Genomic DNA, 21,161 nt, shown 5'->3' with positions numbered 1-21,161 from the left:
GTCGTGGGTGCCGAGCGCGGCCGGCCTTGTTCGTCACCTGATCTATCCGGTGCCCGACCCCGAGCTGCCGTTCCTCGGTGTGCACCTCTCGCGCGGGATCGACGGCAGTGTGCATGCCGGGCCCAACGCCGTGCTCGCGCTCGGGCGTGAGGGGTACACGTGGGGCGCGGTCGACACTCGTGAGCTACGGCAGCTCGCGGCGTTCCCCGGGTTCTGGCGGATGGCGCGGCACTACTGGCCGGTCGGCGTCCACGAGGTGTACCGGTCGCTGAGCCGGCGCGCACTCGCGCGCGCTCTCAGCCGACTCGTTCCCGGCATTGCAGCAGCTGACCTCGTACGGCGTCCTGCGGGGGTGCGAGCCCAGGCGGTCGCACGGAACGGCACGCTGCTCGACGACTTCGTATTGCACGAGACCCCGCGCGCGGTGCACGTGCTGAACGCGCCGTCACCGGCTGCGACTGCGTCGCTCGTCATCGGTGAGTCGATCTCGGCGCGCGTTCTCGAACGGTTGTGAGCTTCTTGGCTGCGCTAGGATCGGCGTACCGCGACTGGCGATGGTGGAGTACCACCGGGGAGCGGCTGAATCACCCCCGAATCATTGGGGCGTCGTCCGCCTGGGCGCCTTCGGAGCTCGAACGCATCCGAAGGAGGCCACATGGCATCGGACCACCCGGTAGGTTCCTGCGTCATCCTCGACGGCGACGCCGTCCTCAAGCAGGTGAAGGCCGAACTGCGTACGCGCGTCGCGGCGTTGCGGGAGCGCGGCATCTCTCCCGGCCTCGGCACACTGCTCGTCGGCGACAACTCCGCGAGCGCGAAGTACGTGGCTATGAAGCACAAGAACTGCAAGCAGGTTGGGATCGAATTCTTCCACGAGCACCTGGCGGCCGATGCTTCGCAGCGCGACGCCGACGCGGTGGTGGAGCGATTCAACGAGCGCGCGGGCGTCGACGCGGTGCTGATCCAGTATCCGTTCCCATCCGGGGTCGACTACGACGCCACGGTATTGCGGCTCGATCCCGACAAAGACGTCGACGGCCTCCACCCGGTGAACCTCGGGCGGCTCGTGATGGGTGTACCCGGGCCGCGCCCGTGCACGCCCGCGGGCATCCAGCGGTTGCTCGTGCACTACGGCGTGCCGATCGAGGGCCGCACCGTCGTGATCATCGGGCGCGGCCTCACGGTGGGGAAGCCGCTGGCGAACCTGCTGTCGCTGAAGGAGCCGGACGCCAACGCAGCGGTGATCCTCGTCCACACCGGCGTGCCCGACATCCGGCCGTTCGTCGAAGCAGCCGATGTGGTGGTCGCGGCCGCCGGCTCACCGGGCATCGTGCGTGCCGACATGGTGAAGCCGGGCGCGGCCGTGGTGCAGACCGGCACCGCGATCGTCGACGGGGAGTACGCGCCCGACGTGGACGACGACGTCCGCGAAGTGGCGGGTTGGTTCGCGCCGGTGATCGGGTCGGTCGGGCCGATGACGCGCGCGAGCCTGCTCGAGAATTGCGTGCGTGCTGCCGAGCGACGGGCCGGGGTAGCAGGTTCTCGCTAGATCTCCAGTGGTTCGTGCTCGATGGCCTCGACGAAGAGGCCGAGGCTCTCCGGCGACTCTGTGCGCAGCCGGCCGAACAGCAGGAGCGCCATCGCGGCGGCGGCGGCGCCACACCCGGCGAGGAAGCCGAGTTCCACCCGCAGGAAGAGGTCGTCGGAGCTGAACGCCGTCACCACCACGCAGGTGGCGAGACCGATGCTCCAGGCGACGAGCGCACGCCCGTGGCCGAGCAGCGCGATCAGGGCCTGCGCGAGCGTGAGGGCGAGGATGAACAACGCGCTTCCCGCCGCGAGCAGCCCGAGATCGACGTTGTCGAGGTGGAACTTCTCGCCGAAGAGGATCTTGCCCACGATCGGCCCGATGGTGGCGCCGGCGACGACGCCGAGCGCACCGATCCCGACGACGATCAGCAGCAGCTTCTTGAGTCCGGCGCGGAAGTCTTCGTGGCGACCCGCGCCCGCAAGTGCTGCCAGCTTGGGGAGCAGCGCAGCCTGGATCGCCTGGAACAGCAGGATCGGGATCCGGGCGATGAAGAAGCCCACGATGAAGTCGGCGGCCTCGGCGCGTTCTCTCGGGCCCTTGGCGAGGAGAATCGCGCCGAGCGCGGCCGAGTAGCTGAGCGTTTGCGCGGTGAGCGACCCGAGGAACAGCAGCGTGAGATTGGCCGACAGTTCCGACCACTCCGCCTCCGGTCCCGGCGCGAGGAGGTCGCGTTGTCCGCGCAGGGCGATCGCGGCGGCGATGGCAGGCGGGATCGCGAGGGCGAGCCCGTACCAGATGATGTCGTCGACACCCGCGATGTAGAGCACGACGACCGGTATCAGGCGAAGCAGACCCTCGGCGGCGAGAATGGTCCCGTAGGGGCCGAACCGCCCGTTGCCCGACAACGTCCCCCGCGTGATGTGCTGCATCGCGTAGGCGACCAGCGCGATCACGAAGCAGATGAGAAGTTGTTCCTCGCCGTGGAAGAGCCGGTCGACCAGTGGCGTGAAGGCAGCGAGGAGCAGCGTCACCACGATCAGCGCGCCCGTGAGCACCGAACCTGCGAAGGCCGCCTTCTTCACGACCGGTCCGCCGCCGATACCGCGGGCGCGTCGGTCGGCAACGGCGCGCCCGACCTCCTGCTCGAGTGGGAGGAAGAAACCCGGCGCAACCACGAACACGAAGATCCAGAGCCCGTTGAGGGCCGCGTACTCGGGTTTGTCGAGCGCCTTGAATGCGAGGATCTGGAACCCATACGCGGTGAGGCCCGAGATCAGGAGCCCGGCGCCGACGGCGTAGGTGCCCTCCGGCAGCGGCACCTTGCGGGCAGCCTCGATGATGCGTTGTGCGCGTTGCGACATTTCGCAGGTTCCGAGTGGCCCGAGTCGAGCTCGGAGGGTCCGCACGGTGCGGCCAAGCGAGCGCGAGCAGCATACCGGGGTGAACCCTGTCGACTCGATACAGAAGGCCACGCGGATGGAGGGCTTCCGACCGGGCCGCGCGAGGATTTCGAGCGTGAGCACCCGCACGCTGCTGATCCTCGCCGCCGTCACTGGAGTGGCGATCCTCGCGGCCGGCGCGGTGCAGATCCTCCTGGCGCGCTGAAAGTGCCGGTCGGGTTCGCGCGCCTGCGAGAATGGTGACGTCAGCGCTCTCGTGACCTGAGTCAGTGGAATCTGAGCCAGTGGAATCTGAGGAGGTGGCCGTCCTGGTCGACGAATTCGACATCGTGGCGCTCGGCGGGGGTCCGGCCGGCTACGCAACGGCGCTCTACGGCGCCGCGGCCGGGCTGAACGTCGCCCTGGTGGAAGAAGGGCGGATCGGTGGTACGTGTCTGCACCGCGGGTGCATTCCGGCCAAGGAGTTGCTGCAGACGGCCGACGTGTTGCGCACCGTGCAGGAGGCGTCCGACTTCGGTGTGAACGCCGGCGAGCCCATGCTCGACCTGGGTCGCGCGCAGGCCCGAAAGCAGGAGGTCGTCGACAAGCTCACGAACGGCCTGGAAACGCTGCTGAAGGGACGGAACGTCACCGTCGTGCAAGGTCGGGGCCAAGTGGTCGACGGTGCCGCGCACCGAGTCCGTGTCGCCGACGGCACCGAACTGGCGGGACGCAATCTCGTCGTCGCCACCGGCTCCGCGCCGCGCCCGCTCGCGGGTCTCGATTTCGACGGCGCGCGCATCCTCTCGTCGGATCACGTGCTCGAGCTCACCGACCTGCCGCCGCGCGTCGCGATCGTCGGCGGCGGTGTGGTCGGCGCGGAGTTTGCCTCGATGCTGATCGACATGGGCAGCGAAGTCACGGTGCTCGAGGCGCTGCCGCGAATCCTGTCGACCGTCGAGACCGAAGTCGCCAGTGTCGTCACGCGCTCGTTCAAGAAGCGCGGCGTGAACGTTCAGGAAGGTGTCCGGATCACGGGGATCGACGGCGCGCGCGAGCTCACCGTGTCATGGGACGCGGATTCGGGTGCGCAGTCGGTTGTCGTCGACAAGGTGATCGTGTCCATCGGGCGCGCGCCACTGTCGAACGGGATCGGCCTGGAGGCTGCCAGCATCAACGTCGACGACCGCGGCTTCGTGGTGGTCGACCCACAGTGCCGCACGAGTGTCGACGGCGTCTTCGCGGCCGGCGACGTCATCGACACGCCGCAGCTCGCCCACGTGGGCTTCATGGAGGCGATCCTCGTGGTGAAGACCATCCTCGGCGAGGCCGCGACGCCGATCGACTACGAGAAGGTGCCCTGGGTGATCTACTGCCGGCCCGAGGTCGCGTGGTGCGGGCTCACCGAGGAGCAGGCGCGCGAGCGTGGCCACGATGTGGTGGTTGCCAAGCATCGGTTCGCGGGTGACGGTCGGGCGCAGATCATCGGTGAGACCGAGGGGCTCGTGAAGCTCGTCACCGACGCGGATGGCCTGGTGCTCGGCGTGCACGTCGTCGGGCCGTGGGCAACCGAACTGCTCGCCGAGGGTTACCTGTCGGTCAACTGGGAGGCGAACGCCGCCGATCTCGCGGCGTTGGTGCACCCGCATCCCACGTTGAGCGAGGTGTTCGGCGAAGCCGCGCTCGCGCGCATCGGCCGGCCGTTGCACTGAGGTGACAGAACCGTTGGATCGGGTGGAGATGAGGAGTCGCGCGTGGACGTGACGATGCCGCAACTCGGGGAGACGGTCACCGAAGGGACCATCACGCGCTGGCTCAAACAAGTGGGCGAGCGCGTCGAGGCCGACGAGCCGCTGTTCGAGGTGTCCACCGACAAGGTCGACTCGGAGGTGCCCGCGCCGTCGGGCGGCTTCGTCACCGAGATCCTCGTGCCCGAGGGCGAGACCGTGGAGGTGGGGACGCGCCTCGCGGTGGTGTCCGAGGTCGTGCCGGCCGGGGCTGCCCCGCGCCCGGCTGTCCCACCTCCGGCTGTCCCACCTCCGGCTGCCGCCGCTCCGGCGGTCCCACCTCCGGCTGCCGCCGCTCCGGCGGTCCCACCTCCGGCTGCCGCCGCTCCGGCGGTCCCGACCGCACCGGAGCCGGTCCCTGAGCCCGTCCTCGAGCCCGTGCCCGAGCCCGCGGGCGCCGCAGCCGCCGGGGACGAATCGCGGCTCACTTCGCCGATCGTGCGCCGCCTGGTGGCCGAGCGGGGGCTCGATCCGGCAACGATCACGGGTACCGGCCCCGGAGGGCGGCTCACCCGAAAGGACGTCCTCCACGCCGACGCGACGCCTCCGGACGCGCCACCCCCGGCTGCGCCGCCGGCCAGTTTCCCCGAGACCGCACCTGCTCCAGATCTGACGCCCCCACCCGCTCCGGTGCCGGTGCCGGTGCCGGTGCCGGTGCCCACCGTGTCGCGTGACGAGGTCGTCCCGTTCGACAACATCCGACGCCGTACCGCCGAGCACATGGTGCGGTCGAAGGCTTCGAGCGCGCACGTGTATACGTCGGTGGAGGTCGACTTCGAACGGATCGAGCGTGTGCGCGCCGCGTACCAAGCGGAGTGGAAAGTGAGCGAGGGCTTTTCGCTCACGTATCTCCCCTTCATCGCACGCGCGTTCTGCGACACGGTGAACGAGTTCCCGCGGGCGAACGCGAGCGTGGGTGACGACACGCTCGTCGTCCACCACGACGTCCACCTCTCGATCGCCGTCGACCTCGACTTCGAAGGTCTCGTCGCGCCAGTGATCCGCAATGCCGACGGTAAGCGACTTCGCCAGATCGCACGCGAGGTACACGACCTCGCGTCGCGCGCGCGGGCGAAGCGGCTCATGCCCGACGACGTGATCGGTGGAACGTTCACGATCACGAACCCCGGACCCTTCGGTACCTACATGACGTTGGCGATCATCAACCAGCCACAGGTCGCGATCCTCTCCACCGACGGCATCAAGAAACGACCGGTCGTCGTGTCCGGCCCGGGGGGAGACGCAGTCGCGATCCACCACACCGGCATGCTCGTGCTCACGTGGGACCACCGCGCGTTCGACGGCGCCTATGCGGCCGCATTCCTCCGCGCGATACAGACCGAGCTCGAAGAACGCGATTGGGAAGCCGAGCTCGACTGATGCTGCGGGCGCGCTGGCTCGGCCGCGTTCCGTACCACGAGGCCGACCAGCTCCAGTGCGCGTTGCACGCGCGTGCGAGCGACGACTACCTGCTGCTGCTCGAGCATCCGCACGTGTACACGCTCGGCACGACGGCCGATCCCGAGCACGTGTTGGTGCCGCCGGCACAGGTCGGCGCCGACCTCGTGCGCACCGATCGCGGCGGCGACGTCACCTACCACGGTCCGGGCCAGCTCGTTGGCTACCCGATCGTCACGCTCCCGGACTGGCGCGACGGACTCCGCGACGTGGTGGGTTATGTGCGCGCGCTCGAGGGAGTGCTGATCGACGCGCTCGCCGATCTGGGAGTCGCGGCGCGCCGAGAGCCGCGACTCCCAGGCGTGTGGGTGGGCGCCGAGAAGATCGCTGCTGTCGGCGTCAAGGTCGCGCGTGGTCGTACGCGGCACGGCTTCGCGCTGAACGTCGATCCTGATCTCACGATGTTCGACCACATCGTCCCGTGCGGGATCCGCGACCGCGGGGTCACTTCGCTCACGACGGTGCTCGGCACGGCGCCCGACATGCACGAGGTCGTCGACGTGGTAGTGGCGCAGTTCGCCCGGCACTTCGGTGATTGTCACGTCGAACGACAGGACGTCGTGTGGCGCGAGCGCGCCGAAGACCTGAGCCAGTTCACACGCGACGCGAGCGGCAGCGGCACGCCCGTGCGTCTCCTCGGGCGCCTCGCCGAAGCAGGGGTGGTCGCGTCGGTCGACGGGGCACCGCGCCGCCCGGCGTGGATGCGCGTACGCGCCGATCTCGGTGAGGGGTTCCGGGCCACCAAGCGCCTGATGCGGGAGCTCGACCTGCACACCGTGTGCGAGGAGGCCGGGTGCCCCAACATCTACGAGTGCTGGGCCGACGGCACCGCGACGTTCATGATCCTCGGCGACCGTTGCACGCGCGCCTGCGGCTTCTGCCTCGTCGACACGCGCAGGCCGCTCGCGCTCGATCCCCACGAGCCGGCACGCGTTGCGGAGGCGATCGCGCACCTCGGGCTCGAGCACGCCGTGATCACGAGCGTCGCGCGCGACGACGTCGCCGACGGTGGCGCGGCTGTGTTCGCGGCCACGATCCGTGCCGCCCGCGCCCGCACACCGAACACCCGCGTCGAGGTGCTCATCCCGGATTGCAAGGGAGATCCCGCGTCGCTCGACGTGATCTTCGCGGCGCGCCCCGACGTGCTCAACCACAACCTCGAGACGGTGGCGCGCCTCCAGCGCGCGGCGCGGCCGTCGGCCGCGTACTTCCGCTCGCTCGCCCTGCTCGCTCGCGCCAAGGACGCCGGTCTCCTCACGAAATCGGGCGTCATCCTCGGCATGGGCGAGACGGAGACCGAGCTCCGCGGCGCGATCGCCGACCTGCGCAACGTGGGCGTCGAAATTCTCACGCTCGGGCAGTATCTCCGGCCTTCGGCTCGCCACCTCCCCGTTGTCCGCTGGTGGACCCCCGACGAGTTCGCCGCTCTCGGTGCCTACGCCGAGAGCCTCGGCTTCTCCCACGTCGAGTCCGGCCCGCTCGTCCGCTCCAGCTACCACGCCAAGCGCGCCGCAGCTACTTCCCCGCCAACTGGCGTCGTTGAAGGCCGTTATACGACCTCCAACGACGCAGGTTCGTTGGTCGTGGCGTCCGGGTGAACGTGCACGCGGCTCGGATGGGGCGCGCACGCGAGCGGATGCGGGAGCTGGGGATCGACGTGCTGCTGCTGTCGACGGGCGCCGACCTGCCGTATCTCACTGGCTACGAGGCGATGCCGCTCGAGCGGCTCACGATGCTCGTGGTACCTGCCGACGGCGACGCCGTGCTCGTGGTGCCGCGGCTCGAGGCGCCGCGCGTCGTCGAGCGGCCAGACGTGTTCTCGATCCGCGCCTGGGAAGAGACCGAGGATCCCATCGCAGTCGTCGCCGGGCTCGCGGGGCTCGTCGGCGGCGCAGAGCGAGCGTCCAGTGCCGCGATCGGCGACCAGACCTGGGCGCGCTTCGTGATCGAGCTCCAGAGCGCGCTCCCGCGCGTGCGGTTCCGCCGTGCGCTCGACGTCACTGCACCGCTCCGCATCGTGAAGGACGCAGCCGAGGTCGACGCGCTGCGCGCGGCCGCGCTCGCGGTCGACGCCATCGCGGTTGCCATGCGCGACGCGGTCTTCTCCGGCCGGCGCGAGGTCGAGATCCACCGCGAGCTCGTCGAGCGGATGCTCGATGCCGGTCACGAACGCACCAACTTCGCGATCGTCGCCACCGGACCCAACGCGGCGAGCCCGCACCACGATCCGTCCGACCGCGTGATCGAACGTGGCGACGTCGTACTCTGCGACTTCGGCGGCACGATGCACGGCTACTGCTCCGACATCACGCGCATGTTCAGCGTGGGTGAGCCTCCCGCGGAGGTATGCGACGCGTATGCGGTGCTCGTGGAGGCTCAGGAGCGCGGCGTATGCGCGGCGACGGTCGGTACATCGTGCGAAGCCGTCGACGCGGCTGCCCGTGATGTGATCACCGACGCCGGCTACGGCGACTACTTCGTGCACCGCACCGGTCATGGCATCGGCGCCGAGGCCCACGAAGACCCGTACGTCGTGTCGGGGAACACCACACCCCTCGCGCCGGGGCACGCGTTCAGTGTCGAGCCGGGCATCTACGTGCCCGGACGCTTCGGTCTGCGGCTCGAGGACATCGTCGTCGCGACGACTGCCGGTCCGGAACGGCTCAATCACGCGCCGCGCGACCTCACGATCGTCGACTGAGCGCCGCGATGCAGCTCGACCTCGCCACGGTGCTGGTGCAGGTCGCCACCGGCGGCCTGTTGTTCTGTTGGGTCACGACCCGCCGTCGAGAGGTGGGGCTCGGCTACGGGTGGCTGGTGCGGATCACGTTCGGCACGCTGGCGATCCTCGGGGTCGTCGCCGGGCTGGGTGACGACGGCACCGGTGCTCGGGTGCGGAACGTGGCCGCGGCAGTGATGGCGCTCGCGGCGGGGATCGCGTTGTGGGTTTCGTACGTCCGCCGTGGTGCCGGCGTGAGCGGACGGGTGGAGCAACGGCGCGCGCGCGCCGACCGCGTTGCCGCCATGGTCGGCACGACTCGGAACGAGGTCGCCGGCCGCGGAGCCTATGACGCGCTGAAGGAGTTCGACCCGCGGCTCGATCTCCTCGCACCGATCGCAGGCATCGTCGCAGTCGCCGGCGCGGCCGCGTTCGTCGGTAGTGACTACCCGCTGAGCCTCGCCCGGCTCGAGATCGGCGCGTGCTTCCTCGGCGCGGTCACGGACGCGATGCTCCTCGGCCACTGGTATCTCGTGCAGCCGGGGCTCGGGCGCGATCCGATCAAGGAGATGGTGAAGGTCGTCGCCGCACTGTGGCCCCTCGAGCTGCTCGTGTGGCTGATTCCCACCGGCATGGTGTCGGTGCTGAACGGCAGCATCGACGACGGTTACGACGGGCTGATCGGTTGGATGTGGATCGTGGCCTCGGTCACGACGATCGGCCTGGTCGTCGCGACTTGGTTCGCGTTGAAAGAGCGTCAGTACTCCGCGGTGATGGCGGCGACCGGCTTGCTCTATCTTGCGATCCTCACCGGTTTCGGGATGGACCTCCTGCCGCGAGCCCTGCTGTCGTAGCTCGACACTGGGCGAAGCGATCTGCGGAGCCGAAAGGGCCGAGCGCGCTGCGCTACCGTGGGTTGACGATGTCCCGGCTCAGCGACTTCGTGGGCACGCGCGATCTAGCCGTCAACCTGACGCTGCGGGACCTGCGGAGTCGGTACAAGCGAACGTTGCTCGGCTGGACGTGGTCGCTCCTGAACCCGCTGGCCGCGGTGGCGATCTACTCGCTCGTCTTCTCGTTCTTCCTCAAGATCGAGCCGCCCGTCGGCGATCCGAGCGGGCTGCAGTCGTTCGGTCTGTTCCTGCTGTGCGGACTCATCCCGTGGACCTTCTTCTCGAACGGCCTCACGATGGGCATGGGAACCCTGATCGGCAACGGGAACCTCATCAAGAAGGTCTACTTCCCGCGCGAGCTGCTCGTGTTCTCGGCGATCGCGTCACTCGTGGTCACGATCTTGATCGAGCTGTCCGTGCTCGGTGTCATCCTGCTCCTCGTCGGCAACATGGTCCTGCCATGGATCCCCGTTGTCCTGCTGCTCGTCGTGCTCCTGACCGGCTTCGTGTTGGGCATCGCGCTCGTGCTCTCGGTGTGCAACGTGTACTTCCGCGACGTGCAGCATCTGGTCGCGATCGTGCTCCAAGTGCTCTTCTACACTGCGCCGATCGTGTACCCGATCTCGTACGTTCCGGACGAAGCGACGGTGCTCGGTGTCACGATCCCGATCGGCGACATCTACCGGCTCAATCCGCTCGTCACGTTCATCGGAGCCTTCCGCAGCGTGCTGTACGACCTCCGGTTCCCGCCACTCGGCAATCTCGCGTACCTCGTGCTGTGGACCGGCGGGCTCCTCGTGTTCGGGATGTGGGTGTTCGGGCGGCTCGACGGCCGTCTCGCGGAGGAGGTCTGACGGTGGACGTCGCGGTCTCCGTCGACGAGGTGTGGAAGAGCTATCGCCTCTACCACGAGCGCAACCAGTCACTGAAAGTCGCGCTGCTCCGCGGGCGTCGCGCCCGCTACAGCGAGTTCGACGCGCTCAAAGGCGTCGCGTTCGAGATTCCGGAGGGCTCGACCTTCGGGCTGATCGGCGAGAACGGTTCCGGGAAGAGCACGTTGCTCAAGTGCATCGCACGCATCCTCCGACCGGATCGCGGATCGATCACGACGCGCGGGAAAGTCTCGGCGCTCCTGGAGCTGGGCGCGGGTTTCCATCCGGAGCTCTCCGGCCGCGAGAACGTCTTTCTCAACGGCGCCATCCTCGGCCTGTCGAAACGTGAGCTCGACGCCCGGTTCGACGACATCGTGGGCTTTGCGGGCCTCGAGCAGTTCATCGACACGCCGGTGAAGACCTATTCGTCGGGGATGTACGTGCGCCTCGGTTTCTCGGTCGCGATCAACGTCGATCCCGACATCCTGCTCATCGACGAGGTGCTCGCCGTCGGCGACGAGGAATTTCAAGGGAAGTGCTCCGAGAAGCTCTCGGAGCTCAAGAGCAGCGGCAAGACCGTCGTCGTGGTGTCACACGCGCTCGGCGCGATGCGGACCCTCTGCGACCAGATCGCGTTGCTCGAGCACGGGAGCCTGATCACGGTGGGCCCGGCGACCGACGTCGTCGACACCTATCTCGGGGATGTGCACTCCGCCCGCGTGGTCGACGACGGTGCCGGCATGCGATGGGGCTCGGGCGAAGCCCGCGTCGACGTCATCGAGATCCTCGACCGCGACGAGAAGCCGGTCACAACGGCCCGTACGGGCGATCAAGTCACGTTTCGACTCCACTACAACCTCGACGAACCGCTCGAGAAGCTGGTCGTCGGCCTGGGTGTCCACTCGATCGAAGGGCACCACGTCACCGGCCCGAACACCCGCGACGAGGGACTCGTGCTGCTGCATCCCGAACGGTCGGGCTACGTCGACTTCAAGGTTCCCCGATTGCTGCTCGTTCCCGGGATCTACGACGTGAGCGCGTCGATCTTCGACTTCGCGTGCCTCCATCCGTTCGACTTCCGTCACCGGGCGCATCGCTTCGACGTGGAGCTCGGTGAACCCCGCGATCACTATGGGGTCGTCTCGCTCGGCGGTTGCTGGGAAGGGCACGACCTCGAGGCCGCACCGTGACGCGGGACGGCGGTGATCTCCTCGAGCTCCCATTCGACCAGTACCAGCGGTACTCGGTGACCGCGCAACTCCTGGCCGAGCTCCACGTCGAACCCGGCGCGCGGCTGCTCGACGTCGGTGGGGGACCGGGGCCGATCGAGCGCTTCGTTCCGGATCACGTCGCGTTCGTCGCCGACCTCGAGAAGTCGCGCGACGGCCTCTACGTCAACGCCAGCGGCGCCGCGTTACCGTTCCGCACCGGATCGTTCTCCGCGGTCGTCACCTTCGACACGCTCGAACACGTCTTCCCGGAAGACCGGCACAGCTTCGTCCAGGAACTGCAGCGTGTCTCCCACGATGTCGTGATCCTGACCGCGCCGTTTCAAGATCCCGACGTGGAGTTGGCCGAAGCCGCGCTTGCCGAGTTCTTCGCGCTCCGCTTCAACGTTCCCCACCCGATGCTCGCCGAGCATCTGCAGTTCGGTCTCCCGAATCTCGACGAAGTGGAGCGCGCATTTCGCGACGGCGGCTGGGCCACGGCCACGCTCCCGAGTGGGCTGCTCTCACGGTGGTTGGCGATGATGCTGCTGCACGAGGAGCTCCGCGCCAACAACCTGCCGCAGCTCGGCAAGCTCCACGCGTACTACAACTCCGCGGTTGGTCCGTCCGATTGCCGTGATCCCGCCTATCGGCACGTGATCATCGCCTCGCGCGTTCGGGCCGAATCCGAGTTGCGCGCGGCCGCGGACGCGCTGCGATCGCCGGAACATGCTCCGGCTGCCAGTTCTGCGTTCCACGCGATCGCGAGCGCGGTGTTCGCGCAGCGCGTGGGAACGGTCGTGCGATCGAGCGAGACTGTTGCTCTCGAAACCGAGCTCGACGCGCTGCGCAGGCAGGTGGCCGATCTCGAGCGCCAGGTTGCCGACCGCGATGCGCACCTCATCGAGCTACGCGTGCTGAACGAAAAGCTGCTTGCCGGCCGGCGACCGGTATCCGCACGCGTTGCCGACCGATTGTCCGACTGGTGGAAGGGAAGGCGTCTGTGAGTGAGGCTCAGCCGAAGGTCTCGGTGGTCACCGTCAACTACCGCAGGCCCGACGACACGATCGCCTGCATCGAAGGGCTGCGCGAGCTCGATTGGCCGGCTGATCAACTCGAGATCATCGTGGTCGACAACGCATCCGGCGACGAGAGCGTCGACCGACTGCGGGCCGCCGCCCCGGGCGTTCAGCTCCTGGCGCTGCACGAGAACACCGGCTTCGCCGGCGGGTGCAACCGAGGCGCAGCCGCCGCGACCGGCGACTACATCGCGTTCATCAACAACGACGCTCGGCCCGATCCGCAGTGGCTCCGCGCCGCGGTCGGCGTGCTCGAGCGCTTGAGTTCGGTCGCTTGTGTCGCGTGCAAGGTGCTCGACTGGGACGGCAACCTCACCGATTTCACCGACGGAGGGGCCGCGTTCTACGGCCACGGGTTCAAGCTCAACGTCGGTGTTCCGGATCCGGGCGACGCCGACACGCCACACGACGTCTTGTTCCCCCACGGCGCCGCGATGGTGATCGACGCCACGGTATTCCGCGACGTCGGTGGATTCGACGACACCTACTTCATGTTCTTCGAGGACGTTGATCTGGGATGGCGCCTGTGGCTGTTCGGCTACGAGGTGCGGTACGTGCCGTCGTCCGTCGTGTTCCATCGGCATCACGCGTCGATGTCGGAGGTTGCATTGTGGCGCGAGAATTATCTGCTCGAGCGCAACGCACTCTTCACCATCTACAAGAACTACGACGACGAGAACCTCCGCACGCTCCTCCCGCCGTCGCTCGCACTTGCTATCCGCCGCGGTGTCGCGCTCGGCGGCGACGACCCGCATTCACTCGATCTCCAGCGTTCGGCACTCGACGACGACGAACGCCAGCCTGCGCACAAGGCCATGCTCGCCTCCGCCTTCGCAGTGGATGCCTTCGTGGAACACCTCCCTCGGCTTCAGAAGGAGCGGCGCGCGGTTCAGTCGCTACGCCGACGATCCGATGCCGACATTCTGAGGCTCTTCCGGCTGCCCTTGCACGCGAACATCGCTCACCCGTACTTCGTGGCAGGGTTCAACGCCGCGGTCGACGCCTTCGGCGTTGACGACGTCTTTCATCGCGGACGGCGGATTCTCGTGGCGAGCAACGACACCATCAGCCCGACCATGGCGGGGCCGGCGATCCGTGCGTGGCAGATCGCGCAGGCACTCTCACGCGAGCACGACGTCGAGCTCGTGAGCACAACGGCCTGCTCGGGCATGAGCCATCCCGACTTCAGGGTGCGCTACGTCGCCGCAGCCGAGCTCCGCCGCCTGATCGACTGGTGTGACGTCATCATCTTCCAGGGCTTCCTGATGAGTCAGCATCCGGCGATCGCGAGGACCGACAAGGTTGTGGTCGTCGACATCTACGACCCCTTCCATCTGGAGCAGCTCGAGCAGGCGCGGGACCTCGGAGCCGACAAGCGCCGGAAGGAGGTGCACGCGGCCACCGGTGTGCTCAACCAGCAGCTCGAGCGGGGTGACTTCTTCACCTGCGCGAGTGACAAGCAGCGTGACTTCTGGCTGGGCCAGCTCGCCGCGCTCGGTCGGATCAACCCGGCCACCTACGACGCCGACGAAGGACTCCACCAGCTGATCAGCGTCGTTCCGTTCGGAATCAGCGAGGTACCCCCGCGCCACACTCGCCCCGCGTTGAAGGGTGTCGTGCCCGGAATCGGGCTCGACGACAAGGTCGTCCTCTGGGGCGGTGGCGTCTACAACTGGTTCGACCCGCTCACTCTGCTGTACGCGATCGACAAGCTGCGCGCGCGCGTTCCCGAAGTGCGCCTCTACTTCCTCGGGATGCACCACCCGAACCCGCACGTACCCGAGATGAGCATGGCCGTGGAGACCCGGCGGCTCGCCGACGAGCTCGGTCTCACCGGCACCCACGTGTTCTTCAACGAGGGGTGGGTCGAATACGAGGACCGCGAGAACTATCTCCTCGAAGCCGACGTCGGCGTGAGCACGCATCTCGATCATGTCGAGACCGAGTTCTCGTTCCGTACGCGCATCCTCGACTACTTCTGGGCATCTGTTCCCGTAGTGGCAACCGACGGAGACTCACTGGCCGAGCTCATTGCGCGTCACGACCTTGGTGTGACGGTGCCGCCCCAAGATGTGGACGCGCTGGAAGCCGCGCTGTACTCGCTGCTTGCAGACGCCGAACGCAACGCTCAGTGCCGGCGCAACATCGCCGGGGTCAAGGACGACTTCCGCTGGTCGAAAGTCCTGTCGCCGCTGCTCGATTTCTGCCGCGCGCCGGTTCGCGCGCCGGATCTTCTCGACCCGGCGATGACCGAGATGATCGGCAGGGTGGACGTACCCCGCGCCGGCTTGGTGGGACGGGACACCTTCGCGCGTCTCACCGAACACCTTCGCCGGGGAGAGTGGCGCGAGATCGTGAAGAAGCTCCGCGACCGCATGCGCGCGCTCCTGCAGTAGATGCTCGCCTCTACTCCGCTCTCGGGCGCTTCGCGCCCGGGCCGCATGGCCACGGCTCGCGGACGCTCGCCTCTACCGAGCGCTCGATCTGATCCGGTACGCCGAATACGGCGTTCCCTGCCACTCGATGTCGTCGAGCTTCGTGAGGCACTGCGACGACAAGGGCTTCGACGACAGAATCGCTCGTATGTGCAGCCTCGACAGCCGCGCGTCGCACGGGTCCATCTTCACCGCCACGATGTCGGGAGCAGGGTTGGTGATCACGGGCTCTCCGGCTCCGTCCTGCCAGTCGAACACGATGTACCCGAAGCGGTTCCACGCGGGTTCAGAGACGCGCCGGGGATCCAGGATTCGCCAGGCGTCTTCGTCGACCGGGTCGTTGTACGAAGACAACGAGTTCACGCCCTGTCCGTTCAAGAGCGCATCGGCGTAGATGCTGTCGGCTGCCCACGTCCCGTGCGCGGGCGCCACAACCCGGCCGTTGATTCGCCGAACCGCGGCAGCGGCTGGTGAGTCGGCGAGCTCGCCCAAACCGTGCATCAACGGATTCACGACGGCGGCGCTGACCACGACGATCGCGAGGCTCACGCCGACGGCAATGGCGCTCCATCGTGTGAACAGCAGCACGACCAGCACGCCGACCACGAGCACGGCCAGGCCGAGACGTGCTTCCGACACATTCAGGAACGTCAGACGAAAGTCGGTCGCTCCCCACGCGGCGACGAACGTCGTCGCTGCGGCCACGAGCAGCACTCCGCTGCGGCCGAGCGCTCGTCGAATGCTCTCGCGGCGCTCTTCGGTTCCCAGCAACAACGCGAGCGACACGGTTCCGGTCAACCCCACGAACGGTGCGGTGCGCGGTGCCGGAGAGAACGTCAGCATCGTGACGGTCGCGAGCGCGCGCGGCCACCGGATGAGACACCACGCCGACACGAGCGCGGTCACCGCGAGCGATCCCCAGAGCAGGGCACGATCGGGATCGCGACGGAGCGCGCTCCTGCCGAGCATCGCCGTGAAGATCGCCACGGGTGCGGTGATGGTCCAGCCCATCGAGACCTCGGACAGGTTCTCCTGCATGAGCGAGGCGCCGGAGTCTCCCGAGAGCGCGAAGGGGAACAGGCTCGAGAGCAGTTTGCCGATCCCGACACCGCCCCCCACCTCTCGCCGTTCCCCGGGGTACACGGTGCTGGCGAGGGCCTCGTAGTACGAGCGCTCGTGCAGGAGGTACACCGCCGACTCCGCCGCGAAGACGCCGGCGGCGATCGCCGCGACACAGAGGAACGGGCGACGCCGGGTCGGGCTCGCGAGGCCCCAGATCGCGGTGACGCTGCCGATCGACAGGGCGGCGGGCACGCTCCAGGGCTGGTAGGCCCAGGGCAGACTGGCAGCGGCGAGGCCGGCGACGACCGCGACCGGGATGGCAATTCCGCGGCGGCGCGTCCACAACCGGGTTGCGAGGAGCAGCACCGCGCACGGCACCACCGCCTGCGCGATGACCTGGCACAGCCATCCCGACCACCACACCGCGGCGGGTGAGGCGGTCGTGACCACCGACGCCGCGAGGGCAACGCCCCGACCGACGCCGAGGAGTCGCAGCCACGCGTAGAGCCCGAGCGCGCAGCCAACGAACGGAAGCCACCAGTAGAGCGCGAAGCCCTGCACGACGGGCAGAACCACGAGTGGGAGGTTGAACGGCGCGAAGAGCGCGGCGGCGGGGCTGCGCGACGGGATTTGGGGACGCCACGAGTCGCCCGCATCGATCGCGCCGAGGCCGAACGTACGCGGCGACGGGAAACCGGCGCGAGCCTGTCCCACCTTGATCGGCGAGATCGCGATGTACTCGTCTGCCCGGACGGCGCGAACCTCGCCGGTGACGATGGCGTTCTCGTCCGGCGATCCCGTCGTGGACAGTGCCGCAAGGCTCGATCCCGAGACGGCGAATGCGCTGAGCACGATTGCTGCGCCGACGACCGCCACCGGGAACCAGAGGTCGAGCCCAAGTGCGCGCGAGCGTGTCAGCGCGGTGCGAATCGGAGCTCTCCTGGTCGTCGGTTCTCGTCCTCGGCGGCCGCCGCGGCGTTGGACCTTACCTTCCGGCCGGCGGCCGAAGTCGCGCGCGCTCACGGATCATTGCCGGTGCCAGGCGTGCGAAACTGCCCAGCGCGCGTATGCGAATTGTCACTGCTTCCGAGCTGGGTCGACGGCCGGAGAGCAGGGGCGCCATGATGTCGCGAAGCGCCCGTGATGCGGTCGCGCGGGAGTAGCGGATCACGGCCTTCGCCGCCGCTCCCGGCGGTGCGTGTCGGAGCGCGACGAGCAGTTGGTTCCTGCCGTCGTAGTAGAGCTTGAGGTTCGAACCGTCGACGCTCGACGCGGTGTGCACGTGGCGGACGATCGACTCGGGTACGTACTGGTAGCGCCAGCCCCGCTCGCGGCCGCGCCATGCGAGCTCGAAGTCTTCGGAGTAGAGGAAGAGCCGTTCGTCGAACACACCGATGTCTTCGAAGTAGCGCACCGGCATCAGCACCGCGGCGCCGCACCACGCGAACACGTCGGTGCCGTGTGCGTACCGCACGCCGTCGGCGTCGTACAGCCCACGGTCGGCTCCCAGCGCGCCGAGCGCGAGTTCGCAGCCGGCATTGTTGACGACGTCCAGCGCGGGTGGCGCCAACGGGATGTCGTACCACTGTGGGTCGCGGTTCACCCGGAGCACCGCGCTGGTCGTGCCGGAACGCACCGTGACCTCCGCCGCGCCGTCGCCCGCGAGCCGTAATCGTGCCGTACCTTCTCGGTCGGGGAGGCGGAGCATCGACTCGTGCCCGAGCCACCGGAACGAGGGCTCGCCCGCCCCACCGTGCTCGTACTCCCACGCGCCCGCAACAAACTGGACTCTGCGCCACACATCGTCCTCGCCGATGCGGGCGCCGCTGACGCGCACGCCGAGTTGGCGCCGGTCTCCTCGACCGCGCCGAGTGGTCGTCGACGTCAGGTGAATCTCGCGGAACCGTTCGTTGAACAGGATCTTGGGACAGGCCGCGCCGAGGGACGGATCTGCCTCGAGGGTCCGCACCAGTGGCTCGAGCCAGTTCGGATCGACGGCAGCGTCGTTGTTGACCAGCGCTACGTACTCGACGGTACCGAGGTCACGGAGGCCGAGGTTGCAGCCGCCGGCGAAGCCGACGTTCGTCGGGCTCTCGATGACGCGCACCTGTGGGAACTCGGTTCGCACCCGCGCGGCGATACCGTGACGGGACGCGTTGTCGACGAGCACGATCTCGAGCAACTCCTTCGGCCATCGCGTCGCGAGCAGGCTCCGGATGCAGTCGAGGGTGATCGGGCCGCTGTTGTAGTGCACGGTGACGATTCGGACCCGTGGCGCGCTCGTGCTCGGTGGCTTCATCATGAGGCGCTTCCGCTCGCGAACGCGAGCAGGTCACGCGTAGCATGCTACCCGCGACCGTCCAACCCGGAAGCGGTGCATGAGCGATCCCATTCCCCTGGCGCGCCCGACGTTCGACGACGACGAGGTCGAGGCGGTCCGGGCGGTGCTCCGCTCGGGCTGGGTCGCCGGCCAGGGACCGCGCGGAACCGAGCTCGAAGCGCGATTCGCGAAGCAGTGTGGTGTCGAGCATGCGGTCGCCGTGAGCAACTGCACCGCCGCGCTGCACCTCTCGTTCTTGGCGCTCGGAGTGGGCGCGGGCAACGAAGTGCTCGTCGCGGATTACACCTACCCGGCCACCGGGCACGCGGTCTGTTACACGGGTGCCACGCCGGTGTTCGTCGACGTCCGCCCCGACACCGGGACGATCGATCCCGACGCCGCCGCGGCTGCGATCGGCTCGGCCACCGTCGGCATCGCGGCGGTCGACGTGTTCGGCCAGTGTGCGGACTACGGGCCGCTGCGCGAGCTCGCGGACCGTCACGGGATCTTCCTGCTCGAGGACGCCGCATGCAGCGTCGGCGCGACGTACCGCTCCCAACCCGCCGGTTCGCTCGCCGACGTCGCGTGCATCTCGCTCCACGCGAGGAAGGGCATCACCAGCGGCGAGGGTGGGCTGGTCGTCACCGACAACCGTGCCCTCGCCGACACCGCACGCAAGCTCTCGTGCTTCGGGTTGGAGAGCGCGCTCGTCCGCGAGGATGCCGGCGACCTGCCGGTGCCGGTCTTCGATCAGCTCGGGTACAACTACAAGCTGAGCGACATTCAGGCGGCCATCGCGCTGGTGCAGCTGGATCGGCTCGAACGGTTGCTCGCGTCGCGGCGCAGAGTTGCCGAGAGATACGGTGAGCTGTTCGCGGGTGTCGACGCGGTGCTCGTTCCCACCGTCGGCGAGGATCGCGACCACACCTGGCAGTCGTACGTGGTCACGCTCGATCCGTCGGTGTCGCGCTCGCGGGTCGCGGCGCGGCTGCGTGCGCTGGGTGTGCAGACGAACATCGGCACCTACGCATCGCACCTGCAGCCGGTGTATGGGCAACCGGTGTACGGCGAGCGGGCGCCCTGCCCGATCTCCGCTGACCTCTTCGCGCGCCACCTGGCGATCCCGATGTACGCGGATCTCTCGGATGCCGATGTCGAGCGCGTCGGCGCCGCAGTCATCGAGGCGGTACGGCCGACCTCGGGTAGCGCGCGCCTCCGCTATCCCCGTCGACCTCGGTCTGCGATCAATCGTTCGTAGAGCTCCACGTGGAGCTCGGTGACTGCGTCCAGCGTGAACCGCTCCTCGATCAGCTCCTGCCCGCCTCGTGCCACGCGACGAGCGAGCTCCGGATCGTCCAGGAGTTCCACGATGGCGGTCGCGAGCGCGGCGGGGTCGCCCTCGGGAACCAGGACGAGATCGCGTCCCGAGCGCAGGCGGAAACCCAGGAAGTTGTCGTCGCGCACGCTCGCCACGACCGGCACGCCCGCCGCCATCGTCTCGAGGCTCGCGGTACCCAGTCCGAAGCCCTGGAGGTCGTGCGACTCCACGTCGGCGGCCGCGAGGTAGCCGGGCACCTCGTCCTTGGTGATGCCGCCGGTCACGACGAGGTGGTCGGCCACCTCCAGCTCCTCCGCCCGCCGAATGAAGCGGTCGTCGTACACGATCCCGACGACCACGACGGCAACGTCCGGGCGCTTCTCGACCAGCATCGGCATCGCCTCCACCAGGGCCAGGCGATCGCGCACCGGGATCACATGGCCGAGCGACAGCACGATTGGCCGGTTCTCGAGGCCGAGCGCGCGGCGGACCGCTCCGCCATTCGTCTCGACCTTCGCCGGATCGACGCCGACAGGGATGGGCACGAGGCGATCCTCGGGCACGTGGTACCGGCGCACGACGTACCGGTGCATCTGCCGATCCATCACGACGACGTGCGGCCGCGAGAGCACGACCATGGCTCGCACGAGGGTCATGTCTCCGATCGCCAGCACGACGTTGTGGAACGGGCTCGTGTGCTCGAGTCGCGTATGCACCGAGAGGACGGTCGGGATCTGACGCCGACGCGCGTACCACGACGTCATGAAGGTCAGATCGAAGAACTGCCCGTGCTGATGGATGATCTCGGGGTCGAACTCGTCGAGCGCGGCTGACACTCGACGTACGTTGCTCGGACCGAGCGTGAAGTTCACGTCGAAGCGCATGGTGAGGTTCGATTTCGGGAGGCTGCGGCTCGGGACGCGCACGATGCGATAACCGTCGCGCGCTTCGAGGGCCTCCGCCCCGTCGTGTGCAGCGGTGACCACGAGCACGTCGGCACCGCGTGTCGCAAGGCGTCGTGCGATCCCCTCGGTCAGGTGCGCGCTCCCGCTGGCGCGCGGGAGGAAGAAGTTGTTGACCAACGCGATGCGCATGGCGCG

At 68.4% G+C, this 21,161-nt stretch carries 16 protein-coding genes and 1 riboswitch; of the genes, 12 read left to right on the top strand and 4 right to left on the bottom strand.

What is annotated here, in order from left to right; translation table 11 throughout:
- Positions 1-514, top strand: a 514-nt coding sequence (locus WD271_04095) for an L-2-hydroxyglutarate oxidase (protein MEX1007009.1), incomplete at its 5' end; no start/stop codon positions are given.
- 20 nt (positions 515-534) lie between these two features.
- Positions 535-627, top strand: a riboswitch (ZMP/ZTP riboswitch).
- Positions 628-655: 28 nt separating this feature from the next.
- Positions 656-1,549 (top strand): tetrahydrofolate dehydrogenase/cyclohydrolase catalytic domain-containing protein, encoded by an 894-nt coding sequence (locus WD271_04090; GenBank protein ID MEX1007008.1) that lies wholly within the window; start codon positions 656-658, stop codon positions 1,547-1,549.
- On the opposite strand, the gene WD271_04085 is transcribed toward WD271_04090, so the two are convergent.
- Positions 1,546-2,892, bottom strand: a complete 1,347-nt coding sequence (locus tag WD271_04085) for a hypothetical protein (protein ID MEX1007007.1) — start codon at positions 2,890-2,892, stop codon at positions 1,546-1,548. The genes WD271_04090 and WD271_04085 overlap by 4 nt on opposite strands.
- Before the next feature lie 323 nt (positions 2,893-3,215).
- Between WD271_04085 and lpdA the strand changes: the two genes are divergently transcribed.
- The 9 genes from lpdA to WD271_04040 all read left to right on the top strand — a co-directional run bounded on the left by lpdA (position 3,216) and on the right by WD271_04040 (position 15,322).
- On the top strand, positions 3,216-4,622 hold the full coding sequence (lpdA, locus tag WD271_04080) for a dihydrolipoyl dehydrogenase (protein MEX1007006.1): 1,407 nt from the start codon (positions 3,216-3,218) through the stop codon (positions 4,620-4,622).
- Positions 4,623-4,664: 42 nt separating this feature from the next.
- Positions 4,665-6,077 carry a dihydrolipoamide acetyltransferase family protein gene (locus WD271_04075; protein ID MEX1007005.1) on the top strand — a complete coding sequence of 471 codons (1,413 nt, stop codon included), beginning with the start codon at positions 4,665-4,667 and terminating at the stop codon, positions 6,075-6,077.
- A complete protein-coding gene (gene lipA, locus WD271_04070) occupies positions 6,077-7,753 on the top strand; it encodes a lipoyl synthase (protein ID MEX1007004.1) in 1,677 nt (558 codons plus the stop codon). Before WD271_04075 ends, lipA begins: the two co-directional genes overlap by 1 nt.
- A gap of 17 nt (positions 7,754-7,770) precedes the next feature.
- The gene (locus WD271_04065) at positions 7,771-8,856 is read left to right on the top strand and encodes a Xaa-Pro peptidase family protein (GenBank protein ID MEX1007003.1); all 1,086 of its coding nucleotides are present in this window, start codon (positions 7,771-7,773) and stop codon (positions 8,854-8,856) included.
- Positions 8,857-8,864: 8 nt separating this feature from the next.
- Positions 8,865-9,728, top strand: a complete 864-nt coding sequence (locus WD271_04060; protein ID MEX1007002.1) for a hypothetical protein — start codon at positions 8,865-8,867, stop codon at positions 9,726-9,728.
- A gap of 68 nt (positions 9,729-9,796) precedes the next feature.
- The gene (locus WD271_04055; GenBank protein MEX1007001.1) at positions 9,797-10,621 is read left to right on the top strand and encodes an ABC transporter permease; all 825 of its coding nucleotides are present in this window, start codon (positions 9,797-9,799) and stop codon (positions 10,619-10,621) included.
- Positions 10,622-10,623: 2 nt separating this feature from the next.
- Positions 10,624-11,829 carry an ABC transporter ATP-binding protein gene (locus WD271_04050; protein ID MEX1007000.1) on the top strand — a complete coding sequence of 402 codons (1,206 nt, stop codon included), beginning with the start codon at positions 10,624-10,626 and terminating at the stop codon, positions 11,827-11,829.
- Positions 11,826-12,854, top strand: coding sequence for a methyltransferase domain-containing protein (locus WD271_04045; GenBank protein ID MEX1006999.1), 1,029 nt, complete (start codon positions 11,826-11,828; stop codon positions 12,852-12,854). The genes WD271_04050 and WD271_04045 overlap by 4 nt, the downstream gene beginning before the upstream one ends.
- On the top strand, positions 12,851-15,322 hold the full coding sequence (locus WD271_04040; protein MEX1006998.1) for a glycosyltransferase: 2,472 nt from the start codon (positions 12,851-12,853) through the stop codon (positions 15,320-15,322). The genes WD271_04045 and WD271_04040 overlap by 4 nt, the downstream gene beginning before the upstream one ends.
- 72 nt (positions 15,323-15,394) lie before the next feature.
- Here WD271_04040 and WD271_04035 read toward each other — a convergent pair whose 3' ends face one another.
- Both WD271_04035 and WD271_04030 read right to left on the bottom strand, forming a co-directional pair.
- Positions 15,395-17,299, bottom strand: coding sequence for a hypothetical protein (locus WD271_04035; protein MEX1006997.1), 1,905 nt, complete (start codon positions 17,297-17,299; stop codon positions 15,395-15,397).
- Positions 17,300-17,408: 109 nt separating this feature from the next.
- The gene (locus WD271_04030) at positions 17,409-18,722 is read right to left on the bottom strand and encodes a glycosyltransferase (protein MEX1006996.1); all 1,314 of its coding nucleotides are present in this window, start codon (positions 18,720-18,722) and stop codon (positions 17,409-17,411) included.
- A gap of 79 nt (positions 18,723-18,801) precedes the next feature.
- Between WD271_04030 and WD271_04025 the strand changes: the two genes are divergently transcribed.
- The gene (locus tag WD271_04025; GenBank protein MEX1006995.1) at positions 18,802-20,001 is read left to right on the top strand and encodes a DegT/DnrJ/EryC1/StrS family aminotransferase; all 1,200 of its coding nucleotides are present in this window, start codon (positions 18,802-18,804) and stop codon (positions 19,999-20,001) included.
- Here the strand turns inward: WD271_04025 and WD271_04020 are convergent.
- Positions 19,962-21,155, bottom strand: coding sequence for a glycosyltransferase family 4 protein (locus WD271_04020; GenBank protein MEX1006994.1), 1,194 nt, complete (start codon positions 21,153-21,155; stop codon positions 19,962-19,964). The genes WD271_04025 and WD271_04020 overlap by 40 nt on opposite strands.
- Between the last annotated feature and the right edge of the window lie 6 nt (positions 21,156-21,161).

Source organism: Acidimicrobiia bacterium (genome assembly GCA_040880805.1).
GTDB lineage: Bacteria > Actinomycetota > Acidimicrobiia > IMCC26256 > DASPTH01 > DASPTH01.
The sequence above is the reverse complement of the archived record's forward strand: the minus strand, read 5'-3'. Positions and strand labels throughout refer to the sequence as shown.